We start from the raw sequence: 14,319 nt of genomic DNA on the forward strand, positions 1-14,319 counted from the left end.
ACCAACAGTACCAACTGTAGATGCGCAAGTAACGGATGATACAACACCAGTAATCACAGGAACAGCAGATTCAGCAGATACGATTACGGTAACTGTTAACGGAGTAACGTATACCGAAGGAGACGGAAACTTAGTAGACAATGGTGATGGAACATGGGAGTTAACGATTCCAGCAGGCGATGTTTTAGTTGATGGTACCTATGATGTATCTGTAGAAGCAACTGATGCAGCAGGAAATACGAGTTCAGACACAACAGTAGACGAATTAGTAATCGAACTATTAGATACTGATGGAGATGGTATACCAAATTCAGAAGATGTTGATGATGATAACGATGGTATTCCAGATGTTGAAGAGGGAGATGGAATCACTGATACAGATGGAGATGGTATTCCTGATTCGTTAGACTTAGATAGTGATAATGATGGTATAAATGATGTAGTAGAAGGTGGAGATGGCGATTTAGATACTAATGGCGATGGACTTATTGATAGTAATGATTTAGGATATACAGATATTGATGGTGATGGTCAAGCTGATGATTCTGTTGATATTGATGAAGAACCAGATACAGATGGAGATGGAATTCCAGATTATCAAGATTTGGATAGTGATAATGATGGTATTGATGATGTTACCGAAGGAGGTAATGAAGATTTTGATACCAACGGAGATGGAGTAATCGATTCAAATGATACAGGAGGTTCAGACACTGATGGAGATGGGATTTCTGATAGCGTAGATGCAGATACTGACAACTTTGGAGAAGGAGATGAAGGAACTGAAGAAATTTTGGATACTGATGGAGACGGAATTCCAGATTATCAAGATTTAGATAGTGATAATGATGGTATCAATGATGTAGTAGAAGGAGGTAATGAAGAGTTTGATACTAATGGAGATGGAGTTATTGATGCTGATGATTTAGATTATTCAGATGCTAATGGTGATGGGCAACCTGATAATACTGAAGGAGGAGGAGAACCAGATACAGATGGAGATGGAATTCCAGATTTCCAAGACCCTGATAGTGATGGAGATGGTATAAGTGATGTTGAAGAAGGAGGTAATGGAGAGTTCGATACTAATGGAGATGGAGTAATTGATTCAAATGACACAAATGGTTCAGACACTGATGGAGATGGAATTTCTGATAGCGTAGATGGAGATATTGATAATTTTGGGGAAGGAGATGATGATAGTAATCCAGATTTCAGATGTATAAAGGTTAATAACTTAATCAGTCCAAATGGTGATTCAGCAAATAGTTATTTACATATTGATTGTATAGAGAATTTCCCAGAAAATACTATTGAAATTTTCAATAGATGGGGTAATACAGTATATAAAGCTAAAGGATATAATAATACAAGTGTTGTATTTAGAGGAATATCTCAAGGTAGAGCTAGCATAAATGTCAATGATAAATTACCTGTTGGTACTTACTTTTATATCTTAGATATCGGAAACGAAACCAAAGTTAAAAAAGGCTGGATTTATATTAGCAGATAATATATTATTGTTTTAGAATTAGCAAGAACTGATAAATAAAAGTTTTAATAAAATCAAATGAAATTTAATTTAGGTTTAATCTTAATATTTGTAATGAGTATTTGTCTTATCACAAATACTCAGGCACAACAAGACCCCCAGTACACACAGTATATGTACAATACAATGAATGTGAATCCTGCATATGCTGGTTCTAGAGGTCATACTGTTATTACAGCTTTAGGAAGAATGCAATGGGTAGGGTTTGAAGGAGCTCCTAACACCCAAAATTTATCGTACGATACACCTTTAGGATACTCAGGTTTGGGATTGGGAATAAATTTAATGAAGGACCAAATAGGACCATCAAGCGAAATATACTTAGATGGTAACCTATCATATACTATTCAAACGGGTAGTGAAGGTAATTTAGCATTTGGACTACGTTTAGGTGGTAGGTTATTAAATATTGATTGGTCAAAGGGAACTTTCAGAGATGATGAAATTATATTTCAAGATAATGTCAATAAATTTTTACCTACAGTAGGAGCTGGTATTTACTATCATGAACCTGAATGGTATGTAGGATTATCTGTACCTAATATATTAAGAATGGAACATTATGATGCACAAACACCAGGTGAAGTAGCTGTGGAGAGAATGCACTTTTTCTTAATCGCAGGATATGTCTTTGATATAAACGAAGATTTAAAATTTAAACCAGCAGCTTTATTAAAAGGAGTTTCAGGAGCACCACTATCATTAGATATATCTGCGAATTTGTTGTTCAATGAAAAATTTAGAGTAGGAGCTTCTTGGAGATGGGATGACTCTGTGAGTGCACTTTTAGGTTTTCAAGTAAACGATTCTTTTTTAATTGGGTATTCATATGATTTAACAACTTCAAACTATAATGTTACAAATTCAGGAACACACGAAATAATGTTGCAATATGAAATATTCAATGAAATAAGATATAGGTCTCCAAGATTCTTTTAAAAAAAAAAAATGAAATTTAAAAAATCATTAGTATCAATAATGTTAATGCTAGCAATAACTTGTTTTGGACAAAGTAAGAAAGTAGCAGATCGTTATTATGAAGAATTTTCATATGTACAAGCAGCTAAACTCTATAAAGATTTAGTATTAGTAAAAGGAGATAGTTCCAAACACGTATTAAGTAGATTGGCAGAATCATACTATAATAATTCTGATACTAATGAGGCTGAAATTTGGTATAAAAAGCTTATTTTTAATTTTAAAGGAGAAGTAGAAGATAAGCAACTATTTAAATATGCTCAAGTTTTAAGAAGTAATGGAAATTACAAAAAATCAGATTCAATACTTTTAACGCTAGTAGAAAAGCAAAGTAGTAGTCTAAATATGGAACTACAACGAGAAGATTATTTATTAGATTATTCAAATCAAAAAAAAAGAATAGGAGTAAGAAACTTAGCAATAAATACGCCTTATTCTGATTTTGGTGGATTTTTACTAAATGGGAAATCGTATTTTTCATCTTCTATTCCAAATGACTCAAAAAAACAAAAAATTTATAAATGGAATAATCAACCTTTTTTAAATATTTATAGAGCAGAAGAAGATATACAAACATTAGAAGAAAGTAAAAAAGATACAATACTAGTATTAAGTAATGTAGAAAAACTAGGAGAACCTATAGCTTCTGAGTTTCATGAGTCAACACCAGTATTCACTAAAGACGGAAAAACGGTATACTTTACACGTAATAACTCTGACGGTAAAAGAGTTAGAAAGAACAAAAAAAATACTTCTAACTTAAAAATCTATAAAGCAAGTTTCGTAAATGGTTTTTGGGTTAATGTTAAAGAATTACCATTTAATAATGATGAATATTCTATAGGACATCCTGCATTAAGTCCAGATGAAAAGACATTATACTTTGCTTCTAATATGCCAGGTGGGTATGGAGAATCTGATATTTACAAAGTAGAAATAAAAGGGAAGGATGAGTATGGTGTTCCTTTAAATTTGGGAAAGACTATAAATACATCTGAAAAGGAAATCTTTCCTTATGTGAGTAATGATAATGTATTGTACTTTTCTTCAAATGGATATTTAGGTCTAGGGCTTCTTGACATTTTTCATACAAAAATTAAGGAAGATGGAACATATTCACCCCCAGAAAACTTAGGACACCCATTTAACAGTAAAAAAGATGATTTTTCATTTTTTATTAGTGAAGATGGTAAAAGAGGTTTTTTCTCTTCAAACAGAGATAAAGGTAAAGGAGATGATGATATTTATAGCTTTTTTATTTATACAGATCCACCAGTTTGTACACAGGTAGTAAAAGGTATAATAGAAAACAATAAAACTAATAGCCCTGTTGATGCTGTAGTTATAAAACTAATAAATAAAGATAAACAGGTTATAGCAGAAACAGTTTCTGACGATTTGGGTAACTATATCTTTAATGATGTACCGTGTAATGGTAAGTATACAATTACTGCAACGAAATTTGACTATCGATCAGGTAAGAATACTATATCGACAAGTAATACAAGAAATAATACTATTACAACGAATTTAAAGTTAATACCTTTAATTATTGGAAATCAGATAGTAATAAAACCTATTTACTTTGATTATGATAAAGCTGTTATTAGAGAGGATGCAGAATATGAGTTGGAGAATATTGTTACTGTAATGACAAATCATCCTGAACTAATAATAAGAATTGAATCTCATACAGATAGCAGAGGACAAAGAGATTATAATAAAAAGCTATCTGACCAAAGAGCAAAATCTACAAGAGATTATATTTTATCTAGAGGAATAGCCAGAAACAGAATTGAAAGCGCAATAGGATATGGTGAAGAAAAACCATTAAATAACTGTACTGATGGTAAAAAATGTTCAGAAAAAGAGTATCAATTAAATAGAGGTTCTTACTTTTATATCGTAAAGGGAGGTGAATCAATAAAGATTAAACAAGAGAAAGAAAGAGAAAAAGAGAAAAAGAAAAAAAGAATAAGTCAAAAAAACATTGAATTAAAAAAAAGTAATAATTTTTTAGAGTTTTTAAGAAAAAACTTAAAGAATTCAGAAAAAAACTCTGAACTTAAAAAGAATAAGTGTTTTAAAGAGGAAGAAAATTGTAATAAAACAACAAAAGAAGTAAAAATAGATTATAAGAATTAAGAAACTTCTTTTTAGATATAAAAAAAGCTCTTTAAAAAAGGAGCTTTTTTGTTTTACTTAATATAATATTAAATTAAAAAAGAAGTTATAAGAGTACATTAACTTATTATATCATTATTATTAATTATGAAAAAATTATTTATTCCCTTAGCGTTTTTGGCGTTAACAATAACGTCTTGTGTATCCAAAAAAAAGTATGTTGAATTAGAACAGAAATACAATGACACAAGAGGAAACTTACAAAAAACAACTCTAGAAAAAAAACAGTTAGAAGCCAAATTCGCTAAAATTGAAAAAAGAGTTGATGATTACAATGAAAAAATTAACTCATTAAAAAATGTAAATGAATCACTAAGTGAAAAAAACAACATTAAGTTAGATATGGTTGGTAACTCAGCTGTTATCTCAAATTCTATAAAAGAAAAAATGAGAGAAACACTTAAAAATGTTGATCCAACAGAGCTAGCAAAAGCTAAAACATTAAAAGATTCAATGAACATAGCAGTTGCTTATAATCTTAAAAAATCAATAGATACATCAGATTTAGAGAATGATGAAGATATAAATATTGATATAGATAAAACTGTGGTTATGATTTCAGTATCAGATAAAATGCTATTTAATACAGCTAGTTACAAGGTAAAGAGAAATGCCTATAAACTAATCAAGAAATTAGCAGAGGTAATAAACTCAGAGCCTAGTATGGACGTAATGATAGAGGGGCACACAGATTCAAGATCATATAATACAGGGGTTTTACAAGATAATTGGGATTTGAGTGTAAAAAGAGCAACATCAATTGTTCGTCTTTTGGAGAAAAAGTATGAAGTAGATCCTAGTAGATTAATAGCTTCGGGTAGAGGTAGTGCTGTGCCACTTGTAGATAATAGTTCAGCAAAAAACAGAGCTAGAAATAGAAGAACAAGAATAGTAATTTTACCAAATTTAGATAAATTCTTTGGTTTATTAGTTAAAGAAGAAAGTATAGAACCTTAACCTTCTTCAAACAACAATAAACCAGCTAATTAAGCTGGTTTATTGTTGTTTAAAAAAGTGACTTTATAATAAATAAAGTGTCTTAAATGTGTATTAACCTATTTAATTAAAATTATGAAAAAACTATTGATTTTAACATTTGGAATTCTTTTTATGGTTTCTTGTACAGATAAAAAGAAACAGGAAGAAGAAAAACAGAAAATAGAAGCAGCTATAAAAAAGATAGACTCTATAGAAAGTGAAGTAAAAGCAGGTATAGACAAATTAAATGAAGCTACAAAAAAGTTAGAAGAGCAGTTACGAGAAATAGATAGTATATAAACCGATAAACTTAATCATCATGAAAAATATAAAACTAATAGTATCAATTTTAGTATTTTTTACCTATTTAGGAACCCAGCATGCACTTGCTCAAGGAAAAGCTCAAGGAAAAAAAGAAAATGTAGAAGTAAAGCAAAAAGGAAAGGATAAAGTAAAGAAAGTAAAAGAAGACCTAGAGCAAGAAGTAGATGAAGAAAAAGGAAAAGACAAAGCTCGAGAAATGAAGAATAAAAAAGAGCTAAAAGAAAAGAAAGATAAAAAACAAAAAAAAACTAAAGAAAATAAAGAGTATAAAGGGAAAGGGAATGCATATGGTAGAGATAAAAACGGAATGAGTGGAAGAGAGTTTGGTAAAATGAGATCAAATGAAGCTAAAGAAAAGATTGAAGAACAAGAAAAAAATATTTTTGAAAGCGAAGATGTTTTAAATAAAGGAAGAAAAAAAGTAATAAAAGCTGAGGAAAAAATAAAAAAATTAAAAGAGAATAAAGAAATTACTGAAGAAGAAGCTAAAGAAAAAGAAGAAATAATTCGTAAAACCAATGAAAAACTTATTGAATTAGACAAAAAAATTCAAGAGGAAAAAGAAAAAGTAAAAAAAGAAAAAGAAGCTTTAAAGGAAATATTATTCCCTGAAGAGAAATAAAAAGTATCTATAAATTATTGAAAGCATTACTGTTATGCTAAATAATTTAGGAAATATCTCACTAAGTATGTAAAGTTTAAAAAATCGAGGGTTGTAACCCTCGATTTTTTTTATTTAATTTTAAATTTTACACATTATAAACAAAGAATATTTTTTAAACGACGAATTTCTAAAAGGCGAAGAACTCACTTCTTTTTGAAATCCAATCAAAAGCGAGCCATTAAAAAGCTACTCGAAGGAGAACTGGATGAACATTTAGATTATGATAAACACAACAAATCCACCAACAGTAATATCTGTAACGGCTATACTTCAAAAATGGTAAAAAGCAGTTTTGAGATAAACAATTATAAAAGCCCCTAGAGATTGTGAACTCTCCTTTAACTCTGTGCTTGTTCCTAAGTAAACCAATATGGGGTTGACGGTATAGGGTAATCATCAGGCCTATATGACAAATGAATGAGTAATTCTGATACAAGAAAACAACTCCGAGAATTTATGAATACCACTCCTAAAAGTGTGTAAACTTTTAGGAGTGGTGTCTAAAAAAAGCTCCCATTTTAAAATAGGAGCTTTTTTTTATATAAACACTTTTAAGAGTTTTTATTCTTATTCATGAAGTTTAAAGTTAACTGGAATGTAGTACTCAACATTAGCAGTTTTACTATTATGTTCACCTGGAATAAAAGTAGGTAATTTAGAAACCATTCTTTTAGCTTCTTCTTCTAATAACTTTCCATTCTCAGGACCTTTCATTTTAATATTAGTAACGTTACCTTTTTTGTCAATAATAAAGCGTACCCAAACTCTACCTTCAATATTTTGATTAGCTGCAGCAGCAGGGTAGTTAAAGTTTCTTTGAATATGGCTAACCATTCTTTCGTTAAAACACTTTAATTTTTGCATATCAGGAACTCTAGTACAAGCTTTGAATTGTGGAATACTTTGTACCTCATTAAATTTTACAAAATCAGTAATAGTTTTTTCTTTAACTGCAACTGGTTGTGCTACTTTTTTAGCTTTTGCAACTTTATTAGAAGAACTATTATTCCTTGCTCCAGGTGTTCTAAACGTAATAGGAACTCCATATTTTACTTTTACAGTTTTTCCACTATGCTTTCCTGGAATAAACTTAGGAAGGTTGTTTATAATTCTTCTAGCTTCTTTCTCTAAAGATTCACCACCTTTAGGACCACGCATTAAAATGTCATCAACACCTCCTTGCTCATTTATAGTAAATTGAACTAAAACTCTTCCTTGTACACCAGAATTTATAGCTTCTTGAGGATAGTTAAAGTTTTTTATGATATGCTTCGTCATATTTGTTTCGAAACATTTTGCTTGCTTAATTAATGGTACGCTATTACACTTCTCAAATAAAGGAATTTCTTCAACTAAATTAAAAGGTATTTTCTCAATTGTTGTAGAATTGTCTTCTAACTCAAGTTTACCTATCAATAAAGATTTCTTTTTGATGTCAGCTACTTTTTGAGAAGAATTAATATTTCCAATGGCAGAAACTGCTTCTTTGTTCTTACGAACAACGCGCCTTCTGGTAGAGACTTCAATAGATAACTGTTTTTTTGTACCGTTTTCAGTGTCTTCAATAGCACATTTAGTGATACTGTTTGGGTCTGCTATCGTTTCGTCAGGAGTTGTACATACTTCCTGTCCCACAGATGCTAAAGAAATTAGCATAGCAGCAACGAATAATAAGGGGCGTCTTTTCATCATTTATGCTCTGTTTTAGTGTTTAAAAAAGTTAATTTTATGTTAACTTATGGCTGTAAATATAGCGTAAAATTTTTAAAACACCAAATTTATCCTATTGTTCAGTAAGTTAGATTGTTATAACTTTTTTTTGATTTAAAGAAGAAATAAATAAAACTACTTTTTCTAAAGCCTAAAAATTATAGGAAAAACATATTATACACTAACAAAATTACCTTTATGACTATTATGAATAAACTTTTGAAGTATAGCAATTATAACCTATCAGCTTCTTCTTTATACCAATAATATATCCTTTCCATTTATAAGTATAGCAAATTGAACTAAAACTTTACTCTCAATTTTCTTTTGTATCACCTCTTTTAGGTAATTTAAAGTTCCTAATGATGCGTTTAACCAATTTCTCTTTCAAAGCATTTTGACTGTAGTAGAATAGGAGTTTTTTACATGTTTATAATTAAGAGATTTGTCTACTTGATGAAAAAGAAACTTTTTCTAGAGAGATTTGCGAAACTTCTTTAATTTTTTCAGTATTTAGTACTTCTTTCAGATACTTAGTAATACTATTTAGAGTTAAAATATTAAATATTATTACCTCATTAATTATATATTGTAAATAAGATAATAACATTGAAAACAAAACAAGAAGGGGAAAAATAACTCTCATTTGTGTTTTTTAAAGGGTTTTTTAAGGTCGCTACAGTGAAATTATCTAAAACTTGTTCTTGTACTTTGATGTTAGTTAAGTATTAAGTTTACAGGAAATGAGTATGTTACATTTACAGGAATCCCTTTTTCTTTACCTGATTCTAACTTAGGTAATTTGTTTATAATTCTATTAATTTCATTAATGATAATTTCACTAGATTTAGAGCTTACTACTTGAATGTTCTTAGGTGTACCATACACATCTATTGTAAATTGAATTAAAATTCTACCACGAATACCTTCTTCAGAAAACACCTCAGGGTAATAGTTTTTAGAGAAATGTTTTTGCATATTATCTATAAAACACTTTTTAGCTTTTTCATTAGATTTACCTTTACAAGTAGGGAATAATGGAACTTGTTCAACTACAGAAAATAAAACATTTTTAATTTCAGACTTCAACGAATTTTCTATAGATAAGTTATTATTTGTTGTGATAATAGAAACTTTGGTAGAAGGACTTAGGTTTGATTGATTTTCTTGTAGTGATTTTCTTGTTTTTTTTACTCTATTTCTTACTGTTAGTGTTTTAGTAACTCTTTCTCTTGTATTTTGTTTTTTAGTAACAATATCACATTTATTAACACTTATAATGTTTAAGTCAATAGAGTTTTCTTCAGAGGTAGTACAGATATTTTGAGCTAAAAGAGTATTAGTTAGTAGAAAACTAACAAATAAAAGCAGTAAATTTTTCATGAGTATAAGAGTTTGTTTGTTATTGTAAAAATCACTTTTTTTTACTCTTAAGCTCTTAAGGAATTATGATGAATCGATTAAATAAAATACCTTTTAATGTTATGAATATTAATTAAATATTAAGGAGGAGCATAAAAAATAAAGTCTTCATATAGCTATGAAGACTTTATTGATACTCTAATGTTTTGTGTATTACTATTTTACATTCATTAATTCAACATCGAAGATTAAAGTTGCGTCAGGTGGAATTACACCACCAGCACCTTGTGTACCATATGCTAAGTTAGAAGGAATAACAAAACGAGCTTTGTCACCTACTTTTAATAACTGTATACCTTCATCCCAACCAGAAATTACTTGACCAACGCCTACAGCGAAATCGATAGGTTGTTTACGTTTGTATGAAGAATCAAAAACAGTCCCATCTAATAATTGACCTTTATAATGCACAGAAACCATAGCTCCTTTAGTAGCTTGTTTTCCGTCTCCATTTTGTAAAACTTTATAACGTAATCCACTTGGAGTTTCATCATATCCAGCAGCTACTTGATCTAATAATTCTTTTTGACGTGCTTTTGCTTCAGCTTCACGTTTTTCACGAGTCCCCTCAAAAGTTCTAAAAGCCTCTACAGCGTTGAAAGCTTCAGCAGCATCACCAACACGAATGATTTCTACATCCATAGTGTCGTCTTGTGCAATAGCATCAACAACATCTTGCCCTTCAACAACACTACCAAAAACAGTGTGTTTTCCATCTAACCAAGGAGTTGCAACATGTGTAATAAAAAACTGAGAACCGTTTGTTCCAGGCCCAGCATTTGCCATTGATAATTTCCCAGGAGTATCGTGCTTTAATTCAGGATGAATCTCATCATCAAACTTATAACCTGGGTTTCCTGTACCAGTTCCTTGTGGGCAACCACCTTGAATCATAAAATCAGCAATCACACGGTGGAATTTTAACCCGTTGTAATAAGGAGTTCCTTGTGGTTTTGCTGAGTTTTCCAAGTTTCCTTCTGCTAAAGCAATAAAGTTACCTACAGTTCCAGGAGTTTTTTCATATTCTAAGTTTACTAAAATTTCACCTTTTGAAGTGATAAACTTTGCATAAATTCCGTTATTCATTTTTCTCTTATTTATTTATATTGTAAGACTCTAATATCTAAAATTACTTAGGTAAAAGAATCTTTTTATTAAAATAGCTAAATCATTGTTTTTCTTAGCAATGACAAAGTTAGTTTTTTACAGATAAAGTTGAAAGGTTAAAGCTTAAACCTATGTTAATATTATTTGAATTTACATTACCGAAAGGAGAATAATATCGGCCTCCTGAAGCGATTATAGAAACTTGATTAGCTACATCATAACTTAATCCAAATGCAGGACGTATAATGATTCCCTCATCGGTATCTACGCCAGCACCACCGCCAGCACCTGCCATCATTTCTAAAAACGCTCGCATTCTATTATTTAAAAAGTGCGGACTATAAATACCACCTCCAACTAATCCATGTGCATAACCCCCTGAACGACCATCATAAGCAAAACCAGCTTCTCCTGCTATGTATAACCATTTATTTAGGTCATAGTTTATCTTTAAGCCTATTAATTGTAAATCAATTTTGGTTGCGTCATAAACATCATCGGTTTTCGCAACGTTGAAATAACTTTGATTTTGAACTTCGAAGCGTAAACTCTGTGTATGATAAGTATTATTTTCTTCGGAAGATGTTCCACCGTTTAATCCGAAGTATTTTAAACCAAACCCGAAAGTATACGCTTCTAAATCGCCTGCAATAGCACGATAATAACCAACATGACCACTCAGAGCGATGTTTTTAAATAGTTTTAAATCGATTCCAGCAGAAGGATAGATCATTAATCCTCCTTCAGGAGCTACACGACCACCAGCTGCTCCAACTCCTAACTTTCCAAAAACATTAATGTATTTTGATTGATATGGATGATATCCTGCACCAATAAATAAATCCATAAAACCAGCACGTAACCCTTTATAAATAGCATCAGTATGCGCAAATAAAAAGGTGTTTTCATTCAAATATTTTTGATATTCAAACCCAAGTACATAGAGTGTTTCGTTTAAATTATTACCATTGTCTTTTTTTGAGTTTCCGATAGGCTTAAAGAAATCAAAACGTATTTGCTGTACATTTTTAACTACAGGTTTGCTCCAAAAACTATTAGGAGACAAATTGGTTGCTATAAATTTTTGATGGGCTTTATCGTAATCTGTAAAACGTAAAATACTTGGTATCTCTACAAAGAAAGAAACCGAGTTACTTTTTATTTCTCCTGATAAAAAGTTAATGTGGCTATATTGTATTCCGAAGGAATAATTATTTTTCTTGTATTGTAATCCAATATTTGGGTTGATAAAACCACCATCATTTACTAAGTAACGATATCCTCCACCGCCACCAAAATGGAAATTAGCATCTATATATAAGTTTTTATACAATTGTTTATTTATTCCTAATTCAGCACCTAAGGTAAATAAGCCTCCTTGATCACCTGTTACCGCAAAATGAAATCCAGCCCCACCATAGAACCAATTATTAATAGGAATTTGATAGTGTAAACCCGCTAACCCCATAGTTGGTTTTAGGTTTGGGAATTTATTGGAAGGCATTTCAACAGGAATAAAATTTAGCCGAACTTTATTGTGTAATTCTTTTCCTTGTAAATTAGATAAATTCTCTTGAGTGTAGGCTGATAGAAAAGAGAAAATAGAGAAGAGAAAAGCAATAAATATACCTTTATTAACAGAGTGATGTAATCTCTTCGTAAAGATTACTTCATTTTTCGTAATGACGTTATATTTTTTATTTTCCATTAGGATTAAATGCTAAAAGTATATTATTGGCTAAAACTCACTGGTAAAATGTAGTTTTACGGTTGGATATTTACTTTGTGTCATTTGTATGGTAAACGAAGAGTCGGCTAAAAACACTAACTGTCCTTGTTTATCTTTTGCTAAGTAACGTTGCTTTACACGCTTAAATTCCTTGAATTCTTCATTTTTAGGGTCTTCTGGTTGAACCCAGCAAGCTTTATGTACCGCTATATTTTCATATGAACATTTAGCTCCGTATTCATGTTCTAAGCGGTATTGAATTACTTCGTATTGAAGTGCTCCTACAGTTCCTACAATTCTACGTCCGTTCATTTCCATTGTAAATAACTGAGCAACACCTTCGTCCATTAACTGGTCTAAACCTTTATATAGTTGTTTAGCTTTCATTGGATCAGCATTGTTTACATAACGAAAATGTTCTGGAGAAAAACTAGGAATTCCTTTAAAGTTTAACTGTTCGCCTTCTGTTAAAGTATCACCAATTTTAAAGTTTCCAGTATCGTGTAAACCAACAATATCACCAGGAAAAGATTCGTCTACAATTTCTTTCTTTTCAGCAAAGAATGCATTTGGACTAGAGAATTTTACTTTTTTACCGTTACGGACATGTAAGTAAGGGGTATTTCTTTTAAAAATACCTGATACAATTTTAACAAAAGCTAAACGGTCACGGTGTTTAGGATCCATATTTGCATGGATTTTAAACACAAACCCTGTAAGTTTTTCTTCTTTAGAATCTACTAAACGTTCTTCAGCTTGTTTTGGTTGCGGATTAGGAGCGATATCAATAAAGCAATCTAATAATTCTTTTACTCCAAAATTATTTAAAGCTGAACCAAATAAAACAGGTTGGAGCGAACCACTCAGGTAGTCATTTTGATCAAAATTAGGGTATACTTCATTCACTAACTCTAATTCTTCACGAAGCGTGTTGGCAGCACTTTCACCAACAATTTTATCTAATTCGGGATTGTCAATATCGTCAAATTCTACACCTTCAGAGATGGTTTGCTTATTGTCACCAGAAAAGATATTTAGTTTTTTTCCCCAAATGTTATAAATTCCTTTAAAATCATAACCCATTCCGATAGGAAAACTCAAAGGAGTAACTTTTAACCCTAATTTTTGCTCAACTTCATCTAATAAATCAAAAGCATCTTTCCCTTCACGGTCTAACTTGTTAATGAAAACAATCATCGGAATTTTACGCATACGACAAACCTCTACTAACTTTTCAGTTTGTTCCTCAACTCCTTTTGCAACATCAATCACCACAATAACACTGTCAACAGCCGTTAAAGTTCTAAACGTATCTTCAGCAAAATCTTTGTGACCAGGTGTATCAAGAATATTAATTTTTTTATCTTTATAAATAAAAGCTAACACAGAAGTAGCAACAGAGATACCACGTTGGCGTTCAATCTCCATAAAATCGGAAGTTGCTCCTTTTTTAATTTTATTGTTTTTAACCGCACCAGCTTCTTGAATGGCTCCACCAAAAAGTAATAGTTTTTCGGTTAAAGTTGTTTTACCAGCATCAGGGTGTGATATAATTCCGAATGTACGTCTCTTCTGTATTTCTTCTAAAAAACTCATCTATAAATTTTAAGGATGCAAAGATACATTTTAAAGCGAACTGTTCAAAAGGTTTTAATTGTTGAACTGCTCTCA

General features: G+C 30.7%; 11 protein-coding genes. 6 read left to right on the forward strand and 5 right to left on the reverse strand.

Annotated features, from left to right (window positions below; translation table 11 throughout):
- From ACKTSW_RS07060 to ACKTSW_RS07085, 6 genes are all read left to right on the forward strand, one after another.
- The coding region (locus ACKTSW_RS07060; RefSeq protein WP_408024574.1) for a T9SS type B sorting domain-containing protein at window positions 1–1,513 on the forward strand (1,513 nt) is incomplete at its 5' end.
- Window positions 1,514–1,570: 57 nt separating this feature from the next.
- Window positions 1,571–2,491, forward strand: coding sequence for a PorP/SprF family type IX secretion system membrane protein (locus ACKTSW_RS07065; protein ID WP_408024575.1), 921 nt, complete (start codon window positions 1,571–1,573; stop codon window positions 2,489–2,491).
- 9 nt (window positions 2,492–2,500) lie between these two features.
- The gene (locus tag ACKTSW_RS07070) at window positions 2,501–4,675 is read left to right on the forward strand and encodes an OmpA family protein (RefSeq protein WP_408024576.1); all 2,175 of its coding nucleotides are present in this window, start codon (window positions 2,501–2,503) and stop codon (window positions 4,673–4,675) included.
- 126 nt (window positions 4,676–4,801) lie between these two features.
- Window positions 4,802–5,671, forward strand: coding sequence for an OmpA family protein (locus tag ACKTSW_RS07075; protein WP_408024577.1), 870 nt, complete (start codon window positions 4,802–4,804; stop codon window positions 5,669–5,671).
- 114 nt (window positions 5,672–5,785) lie between these two features.
- On the forward strand, window positions 5,786–5,992 hold the full coding sequence (locus ACKTSW_RS07080) for a hypothetical protein (RefSeq protein ID WP_408024578.1): 207 nt from the start codon (window positions 5,786–5,788) through the stop codon (window positions 5,990–5,992).
- Between the two features lie 19 nt (window positions 5,993–6,011).
- Window positions 6,012–6,638 carry a hypothetical protein gene (locus ACKTSW_RS07085; protein WP_408024579.1) on the forward strand — a complete coding sequence of 209 codons (627 nt, stop codon included), beginning with the start codon at window positions 6,012–6,014 and terminating at the stop codon, window positions 6,636–6,638.
- A 609-nt stretch (window positions 6,639–7,247) separates the two neighbouring features.
- On the opposite strand, the gene ACKTSW_RS07090 is transcribed toward ACKTSW_RS07085, so the two are convergent.
- The 5 genes from ACKTSW_RS07090 to ACKTSW_RS07110 form a co-directional block, all read right to left on the reverse strand.
- On the reverse strand, window positions 7,248–8,372 hold the full coding sequence (locus ACKTSW_RS07090; protein WP_408024580.1) for an energy transducer TonB: 1,125 nt from the start codon (window positions 8,370–8,372) through the stop codon (window positions 7,248–7,250).
- 735 nt (window positions 8,373–9,107) lie between these two features.
- On the reverse strand, window positions 9,108–9,773 hold the full coding sequence (locus ACKTSW_RS07095; RefSeq protein WP_408024581.1) for an energy transducer TonB: 666 nt from the start codon (window positions 9,771–9,773) through the stop codon (window positions 9,108–9,110).
- A gap of 195 nt (window positions 9,774–9,968) precedes the next feature.
- Complete coding sequence (locus ACKTSW_RS07100) at window positions 9,969–10,898, reverse strand: peptidylprolyl isomerase (protein ID WP_408024582.1); 930 nt, start codon at window positions 10,896–10,898, stop codon at window positions 9,969–9,971.
- A gap of 109 nt (window positions 10,899–11,007) precedes the next feature.
- A complete protein-coding gene (locus ACKTSW_RS07105) occupies window positions 11,008–12,627 on the reverse strand; it encodes a hypothetical protein (RefSeq protein ID WP_408024583.1) in 1,620 nt (539 codons plus the stop codon).
- Window positions 12,628–12,657: 30 nt separating this feature from the next.
- Window positions 12,658–14,244, reverse strand: coding sequence for a peptide chain release factor 3 (locus ACKTSW_RS07110; RefSeq protein WP_408024584.1), 1,587 nt, complete (start codon window positions 14,242–14,244; stop codon window positions 12,658–12,660).
- Between the last annotated feature and the right edge of the window lie 75 nt (window positions 14,245–14,319).

The organism is Tenacibaculum sediminilitoris (genome assembly GCF_964513795.1).
GTDB classification, from domain to species: domain Bacteria; phylum Bacteroidota; class Bacteroidia; order Flavobacteriales; family Flavobacteriaceae; genus Polaribacter; species Polaribacter sediminilitoris.